This is a genomic window from Oceanisphaera submarina, from assembly GCF_046521305.1.
GTDB classification, from domain to species: domain Bacteria; phylum Pseudomonadota; class Gammaproteobacteria; order Enterobacterales; family Aeromonadaceae; genus Oceanimonas; species Oceanimonas submarina.
Map to the genome: position 1 here is coordinate 76,088 of NZ_JBKGFN010000006.1, position 19,335 is coordinate 95,422.

Annotated in this window: 12 protein-coding genes; 8 read left to right on the plus strand and 4 right to left on the minus strand. The window is 61.8% G+C overall.

The genetic code is table 11. The features are described from left to right. Window positions 1–314 precede the first annotated feature (314 nt). On the plus strand, window positions 315–767 hold the full coding sequence (locus ACLEIV_RS07905) for an Lrp/AsnC ligand binding domain-containing protein (RefSeq protein ID WP_410456103.1): 453 nt from the start codon (window positions 315–317) through the stop codon (window positions 765–767). Between the two features lie 77 nt (window positions 768–844). On the opposite strand, the gene ACLEIV_RS07910 is transcribed toward ACLEIV_RS07905, so the two are convergent. From ACLEIV_RS07910 to tamA, 3 genes are all read right to left on the minus strand, one after another. Beyond that, window positions 845–2,662, minus strand: a complete 1,818-nt coding sequence (locus tag ACLEIV_RS07910) for a PglL family O-oligosaccharyltransferase (protein ID WP_410456104.1) — start codon at window positions 2,660–2,662, stop codon at window positions 845–847. Window positions 2,663–2,963: 301 nt separating this feature from the next. Continuing rightward, complete coding sequence (tamB, locus tag ACLEIV_RS07915; RefSeq protein ID WP_410456105.1) at window positions 2,964–6,647, minus strand: autotransporter assembly complex protein TamB; 3,684 nt, start codon at window positions 6,645–6,647, stop codon at window positions 2,964–2,966. Then, window positions 6,644–8,359, minus strand: a complete 1,716-nt coding sequence (gene tamA / locus ACLEIV_RS07920; protein ID WP_410456106.1) for an autotransporter assembly complex protein TamA — start codon at window positions 8,357–8,359, stop codon at window positions 6,644–6,646. Before tamA ends, tamB begins: the two co-directional genes overlap by 4 nt. Window positions 8,360–8,445: 86 nt before the next feature. Here tamA and mobB point away from each other — a divergent pair, with 86 nt between their 5' ends. Beyond that, window positions 8,446–8,991, plus strand: coding sequence for a molybdopterin-guanine dinucleotide biosynthesis protein B (mobB, locus tag ACLEIV_RS07925; protein WP_410456107.1), 546 nt, complete (start codon window positions 8,446–8,448; stop codon window positions 8,989–8,991). On the opposite strand, the gene ACLEIV_RS07930 is transcribed toward mobB, so the two are convergent. Continuing rightward, window positions 8,942–9,508 carry a peptide-methionine (S)-S-oxide reductase gene (locus ACLEIV_RS07930; RefSeq protein WP_410456108.1) on the minus strand — a complete coding sequence of 189 codons (567 nt, stop codon included), beginning with the start codon at window positions 9,506–9,508 and terminating at the stop codon, window positions 8,942–8,944. The two genes, mobB and ACLEIV_RS07930, sit on opposite strands and share 50 nt — an antisense overlap. A 73-nt stretch (window positions 9,509–9,581) precedes the next feature. Between ACLEIV_RS07930 and ACLEIV_RS07935 the strand changes: the two genes are divergently transcribed. The 6 genes from ACLEIV_RS07935 (at window position 9,582) to cobS (ending at window position 19,335) form a co-directional block, all read left to right on the plus strand. After that, window positions 9,582–10,292 carry a DUF1499 domain-containing protein gene (locus ACLEIV_RS07935; protein WP_410456109.1) on the plus strand — a complete coding sequence of 237 codons (711 nt, stop codon included), beginning with the start codon at window positions 9,582–9,584 and terminating at the stop codon, window positions 10,290–10,292. 242 nt (window positions 10,293–10,534) lie between these two features. Then, complete coding sequence (locus tag ACLEIV_RS07940) at window positions 10,535–12,268, plus strand: ABC transporter transmembrane domain-containing protein (protein ID WP_410456110.1); 1,734 nt, start codon at window positions 10,535–10,537, stop codon at window positions 12,266–12,268. Then, the gene (locus ACLEIV_RS07945; RefSeq protein WP_410456111.1) at window positions 12,258–14,072 is read left to right on the plus strand and encodes an ABC transporter transmembrane domain-containing protein; all 1,815 of its coding nucleotides are present in this window, start codon (window positions 12,258–12,260) and stop codon (window positions 14,070–14,072) included. Before ACLEIV_RS07940 ends, ACLEIV_RS07945 begins: the two co-directional genes overlap by 11 nt. A gap of 127 nt (window positions 14,073–14,199) precedes the next feature. Next, entirely contained in the window at window positions 14,200–17,283 is a 3,084-nt protein-coding gene (locus ACLEIV_RS07950) for a transglycosylase domain-containing protein (RefSeq protein WP_410456112.1), read from the plus strand. Window positions 17,284–17,447: 164 nt separating this feature from the next. After that, window positions 17,448–18,506, plus strand: a complete 1,059-nt coding sequence (gene cobT, locus ACLEIV_RS07955; protein ID WP_410456113.1) for a nicotinate-nucleotide--dimethylbenzimidazole phosphoribosyltransferase — start codon at window positions 17,448–17,450, stop codon at window positions 18,504–18,506. Further along, window positions 18,493–19,335 (plus strand): adenosylcobinamide-GDP ribazoletransferase, encoded by an 843-nt coding sequence (gene cobS, locus ACLEIV_RS07960; RefSeq protein ID WP_410456114.1) that lies wholly within the window; start codon window positions 18,493–18,495, stop codon window positions 19,333–19,335. The genes cobT and cobS overlap by 14 nt, the downstream gene beginning before the upstream one ends.

Here is a 19,335-nt window from a genome sequence, read left to right on the forward strand (position 1 = left end):
CTATCCACAAACCACGAGTCACATTTCCCATACAACAGGGATGAACATATCTTTTTGACTTTATATTGATGGTTGTTTTTACTTTTAGACCACAAAATAGTTAAATAAAGGGAAATTGACCTAATGCCTCACCCGGCGGGTCTTCAGCGTCGTATCGGCCTGAAAAACGGTCCCCGGAAATGGGTGCCGACCATCAGGCCCCGACGTCCGCCGGCGATTCGAAAGGGACGATTTCACCAATAAAAAAACCGATGCAGACCATGGGTACGCATTAACCGAAACAATGGGAACAAACACCGAAGGTGACGAGAAAGATGGAACATCTGGATAGAGCAGATCGGCAGATCATCAAGGAACTTCAGGGCAATGCCCGGATGACGGTGACCGAACTGGCCTCTCGGGTAGGCTTGTCGAAAACGCCGTGCCAGCTGAGGATACGCCGGCTCGAGGAGCAGGGCTATATTACCGGCTATACGATACTGGTCGACCAGAACAAACTCGGCCTCTGTCATATTGCCTTTGTCCAGGTCACCCTCAACGACACCAGCAGCAAGGCCCTTACTGCCTTTAACACCGCCGTCCTGAAAGTCGGGGAAATAGAGCAGTGCCACATGATAGCCGGCGGTTTCGACTACCTGCTTAAGGTGCGCACCAAAGACATGGTTTCCTATCGTACTGTGCTGGGAGAAAAGCTGTCCAGCCTGCCGCACGTAGTGCAAACCAGTACCTTCGTGGTCATGGAAAGTGTGAAGGATTTCGGACTCTAGGGTCCCGTTACTGTCAATACATGCCGTGGCCCGGCAGGATAAGACGACATCATGCACGGCACCGGGGCACCTCTGTGTCAATAGGCGCCGCCGATGGCCGGGCGCAGGTGTTCGTACAGGGGAATGGCCTTGTTCAGCTCGGCCACCGAGGCTCCCGGCGCCAGCGTGGCCAGATTCTCCCGAGCCTGCAGGATGCGGTGACTGCGCAACAGCTGCACATTGGGATAGAGCCGCCGGGCTTCACCCAGCAGCTGTTGAGCTTCCTCTTCCTGCCCCGCCGTTGCCAGCGCCAGATAGGCGTTGTAATAAACCCCCGCCCGGGGCGTGTGGGTCAAAAAACGCCGGGCCCAGCTCACATAATCCAGTAACTGTTCTCTGTCTTGCGCCAGCAGGGCCCGGCCAAGCTGCCAGTGATGGCGATAAAACGCCACCCTGTCATACCAGATCAAGGGATTCACCACCGCCTGCAATTGTGCCTCGGTACGGTCTTCATTCTGCTCGTAACGGGTCAGCTGCTGGCCCGCATAGAGGCCGGTGGCCATGAACAGCATCAGCCCCAGGCCCCAGGCCCGTGCCGGCCAGCGGCTCCAGGCCTGCGGTGCCGCCAGCAGACGACGCTGGCCGTATTCCGCATCCATGACATAAAGCAGCACCAGTATCATGAACCAGTGCGGCAACGAGTGATAAAACGGAAACTCGGTCTGACTGTGGATGAAAATGGGGGCCAGTATCCCGACCCAGGCCAGGCTCTGGGCAAAGGGCAGCCGGTACAGCAACTGCAACACCAGGCCGGTCATCAGTACCAACCCCAGCAGCGGTACCACACCGCCTTCTATGGCCCAGAGCAGAAACTCGTTATGGGGATGCCCCATCTCGGTAAACAGCGGCGGCGCCCCCGGGGTCAGCTCGCGCCAGTCGGCATAGGTGCTATAAAACGCCGACTCGAAACTGCCGTAGCCAAACCCGAGCCAGGGTTTGTCCAGCCACATGCGCAGGCCGTGGGCATAGATGTCGAAACGGCCGTCGGCCTGGGTATAGATGCTCAGGCTGCGCTTGCTCATGTCGAAGGCGTCCAGCCCGACCACTCCCAGCACGATACCGAGCGGGATCAGCAGCAGGCTGGCCAGCAGCCGCTTGGAGCGGGTCTTGATCAGGGTTTGCCAGATCAGCGGCTGCAGTAACAGCAGCCCCAGCAGCAAGCCAAGCTGACCGGCCCTGGATTGCAGCAGCACCACCAGCATGCCACCGGCCCCCAGCACCGCAGAAAACCACACCGACTTCAGCACAAAGCCGCGCCAGGGTGACTTGGCTTCATTCAGCCAGAGGTACACCGCCAGCACCATGCCGGTGGCCACAAAGCTGGCCATCACATTACGATGCTGAAAAATACCGTAGGGCGAGCGCACTTCGGTGTTGTAGCCAAACCGGTTGTCCGGCTCCAGCACGAAGAACTGGGCAAGACCGAGCAGGATCTCCACACTGACCGCCGCCAGCAGGCAATACAGCAGGTAGCGGCGGGCCCGGCCGTTGAAGCGGCATTGCTGCAGCGCCAGATAAAACAGCAGGCCGCCGCACAGGCCCAGCATGCGCGGCAGGGCCTGGCCGGCCACGGAATTGTTATGTACATAGAAAAACGGCAGCCACAGCAGGCAGCTCGCCGCCACCAGCCCCAGCCAGAAGCGGCTGGTCAACAGACGCCGACGGTGCCAGTGCCAGAGCCCCAGCGTGGTCATCAGACCGATAAAAAACCAGCCGATCACATTGAATGGCAACTGCAAGCCAATGCCGAACAGGTGGGGTAAATAAAGGTGCATCGCCAGCAGGGCGTAAAACGCCATGCTGGCCAACATGGTTTTGGCCAGCCGTTCCTGTTGCAGCAAAGGCGAAGACATCATAATGGAGCTTACTCTCGCAGGCCGGGCAGTATCACAAGGCTCTACTTTACCCAAGGCCGGCCCAAAAAGCATGGGCGGCAAGGTGCCGGCCCGGCAGATTCTGCCACAGCGAACCAATCACATACCCGCATGCCCTCCCTCGTCATTTCCGCCCAGGCGGGAATCCAGGACTTGCGGCGGAGAACGGTCAGACTGAGAGTCGCCCGCAAAGGCATTGGCCCCCCGCCTTCGCGGGGTGACGATAAAGGCAAACCAGCCCCGGAATCCACATCCGTTCTAGGATACTGTTTAACAGGGGCCGTCAGAATTCGAAACGATAGAAGATATCAATCGCCTGACTCAGGCCACTGGTCGCCTGCAGATAGAGCCGGGGCAACAGCTCGTAACGCAGCCGCAGCTCGCCGATGGACGAGAAGACCCCGACGCCATAGCCAATCTGCAGTCCCGGCAACACATAGGCGCTGATATTCACCTCGGTCGTGTCACCGCTGCCACCGGTATCCAGCGACACGTCCTGCAGCCCCAGCGCCTCGCCCACGTTGGTTACCAGGCCGCCGATTTTTCCGACCCCGGCGTCCAGCAGCATCGACTGCACCAGGACGTTACCGTCGGCGTCACCACCGCCTTCCAGGCCACGTCCGCGCAGCAGGTAAGACAACTGCTCCACCTGCGGCATGACGGGATCCGAGAACACTTCCACCTTGGGCTGAGCCGCGCTTCCCGAGACCCGTACCCCGGCGGTAATGCTGCTGTCGGACATGCTGGACGGGTTACGAATCGCCTCCACCCTCAGGTTGGGCTGATCCAGCGGACCATTGAACAGAATGCTGCCATCCCGGATCAGCAGGTGCTGGCCGTAGGCACGAAACTTGCCGTCAATCAGCCGGATCTCGCCGTTGGCACGCATGCTGCGTCTGGGCCGCTGCACGATGCGCAGCTGACCTTCCAGCCGGGTATCAAGACCAAAGGCCTCCAGACGTACATCTTCGGTCAACCGTACATTGATACGAATATCCAGCGGTAGCTTGGGGCCGTTTTCGGGAATGATGCCCGAGGGCTGCACTATAACCACGTCTGCCGAACGGGACACCGCACTTTCCGGCAGTTCCTTGACCTCTATTCGGGCCCAGGGGATCAGGATCTCGCCCCGCACCGTGGCCTGCTCGCCCAGACCGATTTGCAGATCCGGGCTGACCCGCACCCGCCCCATGCCCGGATAGCCGGCCTCCAGCTCTGTGCCCTTGAGGCGAATTTCGCCGCTCACCGGCAACTGCCGCCAGTCCAGCTCACCACTGATATTCAACGGCCCATCGCCTACCCTGAGCTGGCCGTTGATGGTGGCATTGGTGCCTCTGATATCCAGCCGGGTACCGAAGTCGCGCACCTTGACCGTATCGGAATAGGTGTCCACCTCGCCGCCGGTCAGGCTGATGTCGCCAAACAGCAAGGGCGCCTGCAGGGTGCCGTCCAGTCGCGCCTTGCCGGCCAGAGTCCCCTGCAAGCGAGCAACTTCCGGCAGCAACGGCGCCAGCCAGTCGAGTTTGAGCTGCTCGATGCTCAGGTTGCCACTGAGCGCACGGCGTCCCTTGAGATCCGCCACATTGGCATCCAGCGCCAACCGGCCCAGACTGGCCGAACGAAAGGCCAGCGACGACTGTAGCCGGTTGTTTACCATCTCGCTGGTGAGTGACAGTGTCTGATAGCCGAGTCGGGTATCGCCGCTGACAAAGGTGCCCGGCGTGGTACTGATGTTGGCGTTAAGCGTGGGCGCGCCGTCCTTCCAGCGCAGATCCACCCGGCCACCCAGTATGGCCTCCCAGGCAAAGTCTCTGGGAAAGAACGGCTCCAGTCGGGCCAGGTTGAGATCACGGATACTCACCCCACCCCGGCCCTCTTTGGCGCTGGCGGTGAGGGCATCGAAACACAAGGACGCCTCGCCCGAGCGCCAGCAGTGGGGCTCGGCCCGAAAACGCGGAGCCTGCCACGACATGGCCACTTCCTGCTGCAGGGCCCAACGTTCGAACGGGGTATCCAGCACCGCCCGGTTCAGCCGGCCGCGCCAACCGTCCTTGTTCAGGCTGCCGTCGAGACGCAGATCGGCCGCCAGAGGATCACCCTCCACATTCAGCTCGAGCCGGTGCGCCGCCTCATCCCCCCTGGCGGTAAGCAGCAGCTCCTTGAAAGTCAGGTCACCGGCCTGAATGCGATGTATATTCAGCCGAATATCGCCGCTCATCTTTTCGCCCAGGGTAGCCTTGGCCTGCAGCTTGATGTCGCGTGCTTCGTTATCGTTGAAGCCGGCCCGGCCACCGGCGAGGCTGGCCTCGACTTGCGGCGCGGCCAGCTCGCCCCGCACCCGGATGTCACCGGCCAGATCGCCGAACAGACCGGGGGCATATACCGCCAGCTCCGGTGCCTTCAGCACGCCGTCCAACTGCCAGCTGTCGGTGATGCGGCCATTGACCGTCAACTGATTGTTACCGTTGATCAGCCGGAGCTGATTGATGTTGCCTTGCAACGCCTGATCCAGCACCACCTCGCCCTTGAACAGCAACGGGTAATCCCGCAACTGGCCGTGAATATCGGGCCTGGCATTCAATTCCCACTGCGTGCCATCCAGCACGAAACGGGTGTCCAGCTCGCCGTTGAGCCGACCGTCCAACCCGGCCACGAAGGCACCGGGGTCGACCTCGCTCAGTGCCAGCAGCCCTTGCCAGTCGATACCCCCGGTCCAGCTCAGGGCGCCGGTTACCTTCGCCTCGCCCTGAGGCAACGTCAGGGTCAGCGGGTTCAGGCGGGCACCTTCCAGGTCCCCCTTCGCCGCCAGCTTGATGCCTATCGGCGGCAGATCCGGTCCCAAGCCTTCGGCATTCAGGGTCAGCTGATAGTCTTCCAGCCTGCCCTTCAGCCGGAACTTGCCCTGCTCCAGCCGCCATTGGGGATCGGTCAGCGGCCAGCCCAGCCGTTGCCAGTTCAGCGATATATCGAACGGCAGTTCGGGGTTCAGCGGTTGCGCCGTCAGGGCGGCACTGGCTTCCACCACCCCGTCCAGGGTCAGCTTGCCCCTGAGCTGTTGCAGGCTGTCGGACAGGGTCAGGTCCAGGGTCTGGCCTTCCAGTTGTCCGTCCAGCAGCGGTTTATGCAGGATGCCGTTCAATGCCAGTTCGAGCGGATAATCACCGCTCAGGGTGATGTTGCCGCCGAGGCTCACCTTGGCCAGCTCGTGGTCGAGCTCGGCGGTCAGAATGTTCAGCTCGCTGTCCTGTCCTTCCAGCTCCAGTATCAGGGCATGCAGGGCCCGGGTCTGTCCGCCCTGAATCAAGCGGCTGTCGGTCAGGCTGAAGCCTTGCAGCTTGATAGGGAAAGGCAGCACCACCTCCGGCAGGGTCAGTGGCGACCTGCCGGCAACGGCGGTTTTGTCACCTGCGGGGGCGGCCTCATCATTCGGCTCCAGCGTCAGGGTCAGCCCCTGCATGTTGGGGCCCGTAAGCACCATGCCATCGGCATCCCAGTGCGCCGCCAGTTGCAGGCTCTGCCAGGCGATAGTCTGCCCCGGCAAGGATATTTTTACCCGGTCGGCACGAATGTCATCCAGATCGATACGCAGCGGCGGCGTTATCTGTCCCAGCGGCTCGGTCGACGTATCCTCTTTGGCTAGCGGCAGAGTCCTGATGGTGACCTCTATGTCTTCGGCCACCAGCTGCCGCAGCCAGAAGCGGCGATCGAGCAGCTTGCCCAGTTGCCAGTCGATGGTGACCTGCCGGGCCGTAAAGGCCAGCGAGTCCTGCTCGTAGCTCAGCTCGTCAAACTGCCAGCCCCGGCCGAGCTGGCCAGACACCATGGTGCCGTCAAGCCCCGGAACCTGCTGTTTCGCCAGGCCCCACAGCCACTGGTTACCCACCTGGGTAAACAGCAGGCTGAACAACAGCATCAGCAGCAAACACAGGGTCACCACCAGGCCGGTGAAGATACGCGTAACACTCATAGTTCAGGCCCCAGGGTAAAATGTATCCGCATCGGAACTTGCTCCTCCGATACGCCAAATGCCAGATCGATACGCACCGCGCCCACCGGCGTCAGCCAGCGCACCCCGACGCCGGTCCCCACCTTCCAATCTTCGGTGTAATCATTGGTGGCGGTACCGGTATCGAGGAAGGTGGCGACACGCCACTTTTCCGCCACCTTGTAGTCGTATTCCAGACTCAGGGCGGTGGCGTATTTGGCCCCCAGCCGATCACCGTTTTCGTCTATCGGGCTGATGTCCTGATAACCGAAGCCGCGTACCGTCATGTCACCACCGGTAAAGAAACGCAACGACGGCGGCAGCTTCTGCACATCCTCCACCCACACGGCGCCCTGCTCGGCCCGGGCGATCAGCCGTTGCTTCTCGGCAACGGTCCTCAACCATTTGCTACGTCCCCACAGGCGGATGAAGCGGGTGTCCGAACCCCACCAGGGTTCGGACAACTCCAGGGTGACCAGCTGGGCATCCCCCCAAATCGGGTCCAGGCCTCCGCGCACCCGGGTACGGTTGTAAGACACACCGGGGATCAACAGAAAACTGGTATCTTCCTGCTGACCCTGGGTATAGGTTTCGTATTCGGAGCGAATAAACACATCCCGGGTCCAGTCATCGGTGTCTTTGTCCCAGCGATGGATTGAGGCCACCAGACGATCACTCTTGGTGTCGTCCTGATCCAGCATCTGATAACCGCCCTGAACGGTGTAATAATTGTTGAGCGGATTGCCGCGGGGGATCTTGTAGATAACGCTGATGTCCTGCTTGGGCGCCGATATCTTGACGCTGGTCTTCAGGCTATGCCCCAGGCTGTTGATCCAGGGTTTGTCCCAGCTGGTCGAGACCCTGGGTCCTTCATCGGTCGAGAAGCCCGCGCCTACTTCAACTTCGTTGTCGGCCTTGGCGCGCAGCACCACCGCCAGCGGAATCCGGTAGTTTTCATCGGCCTCGCTCACCATCGGCAAGACTCCGACCTGACGAAAGTAGCCGGAAGCGGACAGATCGCGACTCAGCTCGGCCAGGCGAATGGCCTGATAAGGATCGCCGGGCTTCACCTTCACCAGCGGCGTCAGCACCCGATCCACGGACCGGTCGGCGTCCACCCTCAATTCACCAAACAGGTAACGGGGGCCTGAGTCGAAAGTCAGTACCACATCGGCGGCTTTGTCCTGGGGGTACACCAGTACCTGGCTGCGTTCATAGCTGGCATCGAAGTAGCCGCGCGCCAGGGCCAGGCTGAGCAGGCTCGCCTTGGTCTTTTCATACTTGTCGTGACGAAAGACATCGCCTTCCTTCAGTGACAGCTTGTTGACCAGCTGTTCAAACTGCGGGTCCGACGCCGAGTCACCCTGCAGCAGCAGATCCAGGGTACGAATACGCACGGGTTCACCGGCAGTCACCCGTACCTCGACCCGATCCGGCTTGTCCTGGTCGGCGGTGATGTCAATGGTCGGGTTATAGTAACCCAGTGACTGCAGGCTGTTGATCACCGCCGTTTCTATGTCTTGGCGAAAACGGGGCAGTTGCTCGGCGTCGATGGCGGGCAACTGATCCAGATACACCTGGGTATTGCTTTTCAGCTTGCCCTTCAGCCCCTGCAACTCGAGGCTGACGTCCTCGGCCCTGACATTCTGGCTGAGCAACAGCAGAACCAAGGCTCCCCATATTCCTTTGCTCATGGCGTAACCCGTCTATTTTGTGTTTGTGTATTATATCGACTCGACATGGCAAACTGAGCCTCTGTCGAAACCTTTCCGGGTGCCCTATGTCCCCATCTCATCATTCCTGTGCTCTGCTCGGTTTTGCCGGCTTCAGTGGCAGCGGTAAAACCACGCTGCTGCGGCAACTGGTCGGCCTGCTTACCCGGCGCCAATTGCGTATCGGCATCATCAAACATACTCATCACGATGTGGAGCAGGACCAACCGGGCAAAGACAGCTTCGAGCTGCGTCACGCCGGTGCCCGTCAGTGCCTGCTGGCCGGGCCTCATCGTAGCATTCTCACCTGGGAAAACACCAAGCCGGAAGAACCTGATTTGAACGAATCTCTGTCACGGCTCAGCCTGGACCGGCTCGATCTGGTACTGGTGGAAGGCTTTCGCACGGCCCCCATCGCCAAGATTGAGGTGCACAGGCCCGCCTGTGACAAACCCCTGCTGTGCCTGCACGATCCCCATATTCTGGCGGTGGCCACCGACGTCCCGGACCTGGTCGCCCCGGTACCGCTGCTGGATTTGAATAACCCCGCCGCCATCGCCGAGATTATTGTTCACTGGTGGCAAGCGGGGCGCCTGCCAGTGCCTGCAGACTGAATCGTTCGCCGGCCGGATAACCGCATACCCGGCGATAGCCGCCATAAAGCAGCGGATGCCGCCGACTGTATTGCTGATGCCGGGCCGGGGCCGGCACAAAGCTCCCTACCGGCAGTATCCGCACTTCAACATCACGGCCCTGCTCCAGCGCCAGCCTGGCCCGGCTTTGCTGGGCCCACTTTTGCTGCAGAGAGCTCTGTACATAAAGCGCCGGGCTGAATTCGGGCCCCCTGTCGCAAAACTGGCCATCACCGTCAAACGCATCCACCGCCGCCCAGTACAGGGTCAGCAGCTCACCATAACTCAGGGACTGGGGATCATACTCCACCCGTACCACCTGTCGGCGCAGGTGGCGGCTGCCACTTTTCATCCAGCCCGTTTCGGTACCCAGCACCCCGGCTTGCTCCGCAAAGAGCCTTTCCATCACCCAAAAGCTGCCCCCGGCAAATACCGCCTGGGCCGCCTGAGCCGGTAGCGCTACTAACAGCAGCAACATCATCAGGGTTTGTCTGACCACCCGCTTACTCCTTTACAAGCCGCCTTGGCTTACCCATAGTCTATCGATGTGTATGCTAACCGATTGAAACCATATGGAAACATTTTTCAGTTGCCGCTGGTTACTGGTCTCCCTGAGCTGTTTACTGCTGCCGCTGCTCGGCATAGTCGGTGTGGCCGGCACCCGCTGGCACTGGTGGCCCTACACCCTGGGGTTGATACTGGTGGCGGCGGCATTGGGGCTGGCCCTGGTGCTGCTGCCCCTGGCACTGTGGCACCGGCAGTGGCTGGCCGCCCTGCCACCGGTTCTGCTGTTAATGCTGGTGTTCCCCTTTCTTCTCCGTGGTCTGACCCTGCCGGCCATTCACGACATCAGCACCGACACCACAGAGCCACCGACGCTCACCGCCGCCGCCCGCCTGCGCGGTGCCGGTGATCATTCCACCGACTACGAAGGTGAGGCGCTGGCCCGGCAGCAGGCGGCCACCTGGCCGACCCTGGCGCCCCTGGTGCTGCCCTACCCGCCCGCGCAGGTTCACCGCCGGGTACAGGCCCTGATAACACAACGGGGCTGGACCCTGACCGCAAACGGTGAACGGCAGCTGGAAGCCGTGGCCGTCAGCCGCCTGTTCGGCTTTCGCGACGACGTGGCCATTCGCCTGAGGCCCGTCGAAAACGAGCCCGGAGCCCATACCGGTGTCTATACCAGAGTCGATATGCGCTCCGCCTCCCGGGTCGGTAAAAGCGACCTGGGTGCCAACGCCGAACGCATCCGCACCTTTCTGGCCGATCTGGAGCAACAGTAAGGCTTGCGGTACCAGAGAGGCAACACCGAGTGGCCCGCAGACGGCGCCAACAGGCAACGCGGGAGCATCAAGGAGGACAAAGGGATCTGCTTCACCGACCAGCACATGACAAGGATGTCATGTGCTGAGCGTCACAGGGAGGTGCTTGAGCGGGTCGGAGAAGCGGGCCCTTTGTCCGGGATTGATATGATAATCAAACAGATCAAATGTTTAATGGGATGGATATAACCTCGAGATAAAAGATGCAACTATTCGGGCAACTGGCCTGGTTTTTCAAGGCCCACTGGCGTACCTACAGCCTGGCGCTGCTCATGCTGGCCACGGTGACGGTGATGAACATGACCATTCCCTACCTGATCGGCAAAACGGTCGATCAACTGGTCGCCTCACCCGACGGCGAGGCCGAGGGTCGCCTGCTGCTGTTGATCCTGGGGCTGGGTCTGGCCGTGTATATTCTGCGCCTGGGCTGGCGGCGCCTGCTGTTCGGCACCTCCTACCGGCTGGGCAACCTGCTGCGACGACGCTTCTTCGAGCGGCTCACCCGCCAGGGTCAGGCCTTTTACAGCAGCCACAACACCGGTGATCTGATGGCCCGTGCCACCAACGACATCGACGCCATCGAAATCGCCGCCGGTGAAGGTGTGCTGTCCGGATTCGACGGCCTGCTGACCCTGTTGCTGGTGTTGATCATCATGTTCGGATTTATCGACTGGCGGCTGGCTCTGGTGGCCCTGCTGCCTTTTCCGCTGATGGGGCTGGCGTTTTACCGGATTTCCAACCGTATCCACCATCATTTCAAGGGCGCACTGGAACAGTTTTCCGTGCTCAACGACAAGGCCCAGGAAGCCATCGCCGGCATCCGGCTGGTCAAATCCATGGGTCGGGAGCCCATCGAAAGCCGTCAGTTTGGCACCATTGCCGAGGCGGCCGCAGATCGCAATTATCAGGTAGCCCGGGCCGAGGCCCTCTACGAGCCGGTGGTATTTTTGTCCATGTCTGCCGCCCTGTTGCTGACCCTGGGCTTTGGCGCCGGACTTATCTGGCACGAGCAGCTCAGCGTGGGGCAGCTCACCAGTTTCACCCTGTATCTGGCCCAGCTGATCTGGCCGATGTTCGCCTTCGGTTGGCTGCTCAATATCGTCGAACGCGGCAATGCGGCCCTGATCCGGGTCGAGGCACTGCTGGCCATTCCCGACAGCGTTCCCGATCTCGGTACCCGCGAGCCGCAAGGTGCGGTTCTTCGGGTCGAGGCGCTGAGTTTCAGCTACTCCGACAGCCGGCAGCCGGCGCTGCAACAGCTATCGCTGACCCTGACCCCGGGCCAGGTGCTGGGCATCGCCGGCCCGACCGGTGCCGGCAAGAGCACCCTGCTGCAGTTGCTGATGCGCTACTGGGAGGCCGACAGCGGACACATCACCCTGGGCACTGTGCCCCTGGCCGAGTGTCGGTTGGACACCCTGCGCCGCCAGTTTGCCTATGTACCCCAGGATGCCTTTCTGTTCAGCGCCGGCATTGCCGATAATATTGCCTTCGGCCGGCCCGGAGCCTGCCGGGAAGACATCATAGCGGCGGCCCGCCAGGCCTGTGTACATGAAGACATACTGCGTCTGCCCGGCGGTTATGACGCCCAGGTGGGAGAAAGGGGCATGAGCCTGTCCGGCGGCCAGCGTCAGCGGCTGGCCATCGCCCGGGCCCTGATAAGTCAGGCCCCGATCCTGATCCTGGACGATGCGCTGTCGGCGGTGGACGTGCATACCGAACAACGCATACTGCAGCAGTTGCGCCGCCGTCGGGGCCAGAGCTGCATCATCGTCAGCCACCGGCTGTCGGCGCTGAAACATGCGGATAGTACCCTGGTGCTGCAGCATGGCCACACGCAGCAGTCGGGCCGCCACGACGAACTGATTAACCAGGACGGCTGGTACAGCCGGATGTGGACCTATCAACAACTGGAGGCCCGCCTCGATGACGACTGAAGAAGCGCAGACAGCACCGCCCCCGACCGATCATTCCCGGCGTCGGGGCAAGGGCACCTTCGGCCTGCTGCTGACCTATGTCTACCGGGACAAGCCGCTGCTGATCAGGGTACTGCTGCTGTTGCTGCTGGCCACCGTCGCCGACGTGACGGGCCCGCTGCTGGCCAAGGTGTTTATCGACGACTATTTGCTGGCCGGGCACCTGCCGGTGTGGCCTGTGGCCGGGCTGGCCCTCGGTTATATCCTTACCCAGCTGGCCGCCGCCTGGTTTCGCTACCGGCAGACACTGCGCTTTACCGACATGGCGCTGGCCGCGGTGCTGGATATTCGCAAGCGGGTGTTTGCCCATGTGCAGCAACTGCCGATGGCCTTTTTCGACAAGGCCATGACCGGGCAGCTGGTGAGCCGGATCACCAACGACACCGAGGCCATCAAGGATCTCTATGTGCAGTTTTTGTCGGTGGTGCTGACCAATGTGGTGCTGCTGGTGGGCATTATCACTGCCATGGCGTTACTGAACGTGCAACTGATGCTGGTGGCGCTGCTGCTGATCCCGACTGTGGTCGGGGTGATTTACCTGTATCAGAAGCTGAGCGGCGCGGCGGTGGCCGACAGCCGTCAGCTGCGCTCCGACATCAACGGCACCCTCGGCGAGTCCATTTCCGGCATGGCGGTCCTGCAGGCCTGTGGCCTGCAGCAGGATTCCGCCGAACGCTTCGAGCGCCTCAACCGGCACTATTACCGGGCCCGCATGCGCACCATCAACATAGGAGCCGCCCTGCTGCGACCCGCCATCGATCTGCTGAGCGTGCTGGTGTTGCTCGGCATCCTCAAGGTGTTCGGCTGGCAACAGGTCAACGGCGTGGCGGAAGTCGGTGTCCTCTATGCCTTTCTCAACTTCATGGGTCGCTTTACCGAGCCGCTGGCCGAAATTACCCAGCGTTTCAACCTCTACCAGCAGGCCATGGTGGCGGGGGATCGGGTGCATCAGTTGATGCAGCAACCCCGGCAACACTACGGCAAGACCAGCGACACCATTCACCGGGGCGCCCTGTCCTTTAATCGAGTCGACTTCGGCTACCGCCCCGACCAGCCGGTGTTCGAGCAGTTGAGCCTGGATATTCCCGCCGGCGCCTTTATCGGCGTGGTGGGTCATACCGGCAGCGGCAAGAGCACCCTGCTGAATCTGTTGCTCAACTTCTATCCGGTCGATGCGGGCGACATCTGCATCGACGGTCGACCTCTTACCGGCTACAGCCAGGATGCGCTGCGTCAGGGCATAGGGCTTATTCCGCAGGAGCCCTTTATTCTGGCAGGCAGCATTTATGACAATATCGACATGGGCCGCACGCTGCCCCGGGAGCAGATAGCAACCGCCGCCCGACAGGCTCACTTGCTGGAAACGATTAACGGACTGGAGCTGGGGTTTGACACCCTCCTCGGCGAGCGTGGCAGCCGTCTCTCTACCGGCCAGCGCCAGCAACTGGTGATCGCCCGGGCCCTGGCCGCCGCCCCTCGCATTCTGCTGCTGGACGAGGCCACCGCCAACGTCGACAGCGAAACCGAGCAGGTGGTGCAACGAGCGCTGCAGGCCTTGCACGGCAAGGTGACACTGATCGTGGTGGCACACCGTTTATCCACCATCAAAGAGGCCGATCGTATTCTGGTGATGGCTCATGGCGATCTGGTGGAGTCCGGCAGTCACCGCCAGCTGATGACCCTGCCCGAGGGCCGTTATCGGGCCATGTACCGGCTGCAGCAACAGGCCCGTCGGGTGGAACTTGCCGAGCAACACGACTGGTAGCACAGATAGATTCATTCAGCACCCAACACACAAATAATTGTGCGCTGTCGACACCCGGACCCTGCCGCCAAGCTACGCTTTTACTACAAGAAGCCCTGATACCAAACATGGCGACAAGGGGTCCTTTATGGATACGGCACCGCAAATTGAACACGCTTCCCTTCACGATGCCCAGCAGTCACCACGGCTGGTTCGGCGGCGCTGGCGTTGGTTATTGTGGTTTCTGGTATTGCTGTTGCTGGTGGTATCCGGCGTGTTGCTGACCTATGAAATGCGTACCTCCAAACTGCAGGCACGGGAAATCACCCGCTATGCCCGGACCCTGACCTATTCCCTGGAACCCGGGCCCAGCTCGGCCATCCGCTATCCCGCTCTGGGGCCCTTCGATCAGCGGCTCGGCTACACCCGGCTGCCGGCTCTGCTCGCCCGGTTGCAACAGCAGCAATTTATTATCGCACAACAGGTGCAGCTTTCACCGGCATTGCAGCAATACAGCCACCATGGCTTGTTTCTGCCCTATCAGGAGAAAACCCAGGCCGGGCTCTTTATCGGCGATTGCCGTAATGACCCTGTCTACGACTACCGCTATCCACAACGTCATTATCCGGACTTTGCCGGCATAGCCCCGCTGGTGGTCGGCACCCTGCTGTTTATCGAACACCGGGAACTGCTTAGCCAGACACAACCGCAAGTCAACCCGGCGGTAGACTGGCCACGCTTTATCAAGGCGGCGCTGTCACAACTGGGGCGGGCACTGGAGATACAGGATGACTCGGCCGGCGGCAGCACCCTCGCCACCCAGATAGAAAAATACCGTCACTCACCGGGGGGCCGGACGCCATCGGCCAGCGAAAAGCTGCGCCAGATGATCTCCGCCAGCGTGCGCGCCTATCAACAGGGGCCAGAGACCCTGGCCGCCCGCCAGGGCATTGCCCTGGCCTATCTCAACTCTGTGCCCCTGGCCGCCGCCCCCGGCCACGGTGAAATTCACGGCCTGGGTGACGGCCTCTGGATCTGGTTCGGGGCAGAGCTGGAGCGGGTCAACCGCCTGCTGGACACCACCGAGCCGCCGACCGGCTCGCTCGCCGAGCAGGGAATGGCCCTGCGCCAGGTGATGGCACTGATGATAGCCCAGCGTCGACCTTCCTATTACCTGTACCGGGGGCGGGACGATTTGCACTCCCTGACCGACAGCTATCTGCGGCTACAGGCCGCGGCCGGCATGATAAGCCCGCCCCTGCGCGATGCGGCGTTGGCCCAGCGGCTGGTGTTTCGTCATTTCAGGGAAAGCCCCGTCACCCAGTTTGTTGAAAACAACAAGACACTGCAGGTGACCCGCGGTCGCCTGGCCAACCTGCTGGGCACCTCCTTCTATGAACTGGACCGACTGGACATGTCTGCCCGCACCACCCTCAACGCCGATCTGCAGCAACAGGTAACCACTTATCTGCAGCAACTGGCCGAACCCGAGGTGGCCAAAGACATAGGCCTTTATGGTGAGCGGCTGCTGTCGCCGGAAAAAACCGCCGAGGTACGCTACAGCTTTACCCTGTTCGAGCGCGGCGACGAAGGCTTTTATGTGCGGGTGCAAACCGACAACACACTGCAGCCATTCGATATCAACGAAGGCAGCAAGCTGGAGCTGGGCTCCACCGCCAAGCTGCGGGTCATGGCCACCTATCTGGAAATTATCGCCGAGCTGCACCAGCGTTACGCCGGCTTGTCGCCCCAGAAACTGCGCGCGCTCGATCCCGAGCCGAAGGATCTGCTCAGCCGCTGGGCCATCGACTATCTGCTGCGCCACCCGGATCACGCCCTGCCCGCCATGCTGAATACCGCGCTGGAACGGCGCTATTCCGCCGGCACAGGTGAACGCTTCTTTACCGGTGGCGGCCTGCACAGCTTCAACAATTTTCGCCGTCAGGACAACGGTCGCAATCCGACTCTGCTCGAAGCCTTGCGCGAGTCCATTAACCTGCCCTTTATCCGGCTGATGCGCGACATAGTGCGTTACAGCCTGTATCAGAGCGAAAACCGCGCCCAGTTGCTGGCCGATGACAAGGATCCCCGGCGTCAGGAATATCTGAGTCGCTTCGCCGACCGGGAAGGCAGGGTCTTTCTGTTGCGTTTCTGGCGCAAGTATCAGGGTAAAACCACAGAGCAACGCCTCGACAGCTTCTTCGACGGCCTGCGTCCCACCCCGGTGCGGCTGGCGGCGGTGCACCGCTACCTGCTGCCCGATGCCACTCCGCAGGAGTTTGCCGCCTTTTTACACCGGCGGCTGCCTGCGGAGCGGCTGACCGACAAGCGGCTCGATGAGTTGTATCACCGTTATGGCCCCGGCGCCTACAGCCTGCCGGATCAGGGTTACATCGCCCGGGTGCATCCGCTGGAGCTGTGGTTGCTCGGTTATTTGCAGCACATGCCCGACGCCGGGTTTGCCGACGCCGCCGACGCCAGCAAGGAAGAGCGTCAGGAAGTATACGGTTGGCTGTTCAAGACGCGCCATCGCAGTGCCCGCGACAGCCGGATCCGCACCATGCTGGAAGTCGAGGCCTTTAGCGATATTCACCAACGCTGGCAGCGACTGGGGTTTCCGTTCGATCATCTGGTGCCGTCACTGGCCACCGCCATCGGCAGTTCGGGAGACAAACCCGCCGCCCTGGCGGAGCTGGTGGGCATTATTCTGAACGAAGGCGTGCGCCTGCCCACGGTGCGCATGGACCAGCTGCAGTTTGCCGTCGACACCCCCTATGAAACCCATCTGGTTCGCCAGCCACAGCAGGCACAAAGGGTGATGGCCAAAGAAGTGGCCATGGTGCTGCGCGGCGCCCTGTCACAGGTGGTGGACGGCGGCACGGCACGCCGTCTGCAGGGCAGCTTTACCCTGCCGGACGGCAGCCCGCTGACCCTGGGCGGCAAGACAGGCACCGGTGACAACCGCATCGAAACCGTGAGCCGCTACGGTCGGGTAATCAAATCTCAGGCCCGCAACCGCACCGCCACCTTCGTGTTTTTTCTCGGCGAGCGGCACTTCGGCACCCTCACCGCCTATGTACCGGGGCAGGAGTCGGACAAGTTCAACTTTACCTCGGCGCTGCCGGTCCAGGTGCTCAAGGGCATGGAGCCGATATTGCGCCCCTACCTGCAACCGGGCAGCCAGAGCGGCTGCCGGGAACGGCCGCTGTTGGCCGTCAGCGAACAGCGGTAATTCTATCGGTGGAGCAGACTCTTTGTCCGACATGGGTACTGAGATGAAATAAATCATTTGTTGAGGACGGGTATCCTAGCTGACGGCCGTCTTTCCATCATTACCTCCTTCGGTGTATTTTTGGTAGCATACGGAACCACCACTGTGAACGGACCCGTATCGCCATGTCTCAGCCTCTGCTTCTGCCCACCATTCCCGACTGTGCCGATCCGGCGCTGACACGACAGCTGCAGCAGGTTATCGATCAAAAAACCAAGCCCCTCGGCGCCCTGGGCCGGCTCGAAACCCTCGCCTTGCAGTTGGGGCTGATCCAGGGCTGTGCCAATCCGGTGATAACGCAACCGCAGATCCGGGTCTTTGCCGCCGATCACGGCCTGACCCGCCACGGCACCTCCGCCTATCCCAGCGCCGTGACCGCCCAGATGGTGCACAACTTTCTGCAGGGCGGCGCCGCCATCAACGTCTTTGCCCGCCAGCACAACATAGGCCTGCAGGTAGTGGATGCCGGCGTGGATGCCGAATTTACCTATCATCCGGCCCTGCTCGATTGCAAGGTACGCCGGGGCAGCCGGGATGCCCTGTCCGAGGCCGCCATGACCGATGCCGAGTGCCGGGAGGCGCTTGAACAGGGCATGGCGCTGGCGGAGCAGCTGCCCGGCAACCTGTTCATCGTGGGTGAAATGGGCATCGGCAATACCTCAGCCGCCAGCCTGCTGCTGGCTCGGTTGGGTAACATACCGCTTGCCGGCTGCGTCGGCCGGGGCACGGGTCTGGACGATGACGGCCTGCGCCACAAGCAGCAAGTGCTGGCGCAGGTGTTGCAGCGCCATCATGATGCCAGAACACCGCTGGCCGCCCTGACGGCGTTGGGCGGGCTGGAAATCGCCATGATGGTCGGCGCCCTGATCCAGGCCGCCAGCCAGCGCCGTATTCTGCTGATGGACGGTTTTATCGCCGGGGTCGCCCTGCTGGTGGCCGAACAACTGGCGCCGGGCGTACGTCAGTACGCGGTGTTTGCCCATCACTCCGCCGAGCCCGGCCATGAGCATCTGTTGCGCCTGCTGAACGCCGAACCGTTGCTCAACATGAAGATGCGGCTGGGGGAAGGCAGTGGCGCCGTGCTGGCCTATCCGCTGTTGCAGTCGGCCTGCGCCTTTCTCAACGAGATGGCCAGTTTCACCGATGCCGGTATCAGTGAGAGCAATGACGATGCCGCAGAATAAGGCGCCCGAGAAAACCGGCTGCCAATCCGGTCTGAGCCGGCTGCTGCACCACGAAGCGCGATTGCTGCTGGTGGCCACCCAGTTTCTCACCCGACTGCCGGTGCCCCGGCTCAATGATTATCAGCCCGACTGGCTACACCAGAGCAGCCGTCACTTTCCGGCGGTCGGCCTGCTGGTCGGGCTGCTGTGCGCCGGTGTGTTCTGGCTGGCCAGCCTGCTGTTCAGTCCCCTGGTGGCGGCGGTAGCCAGCACCGCCTTCGGCATCAGGATGACCGGCGCCTTTCACGAAGACGGTCTGGCCGATACCTGCGATGGCCTGGGCGGCGGCCTCACCAAAGAGCGGGCGTTGACCATCATGAAAGACTCGCGCCTGGGCACCTTTGGTACCCTGGGGCTGGTGCTCGCCCTTCTGCTGAAAGTCAGCCTGCTGGCGGCCATGCCCCTTCCGCTGGCACTGGCCGCCCTGGTGGTGGGCCACAGCGGCTCGCGACTGATGTGCATCTGCCTGATTGCCCTGCTGCCGTACGGCGGCGAGATAGCACACGCCAAAGCCAAACCCATGGCCCAGCAGCTGACCCCGGCCCAAGGCATGATGGGCACCGGCTGGGTGCTGCTGTCACTGTTGCCTGTCTGGCTCTGGCTGCCCGGAGCGGGTGTCGAGATAGCCCCCTGGCACTGGCTATGGCCGTTGGGTCTGGCGCTGGTGGCCACCGACTACATGCGCCGGCTGATGAAGCGCCGCCTCGGCGGCTACACCGGCGATGGCCTTGGCGCCACCCAGCAACTGAGCGAACTGGCAATTTATGCGGGCCTGGCCGCGCTCTTGTAA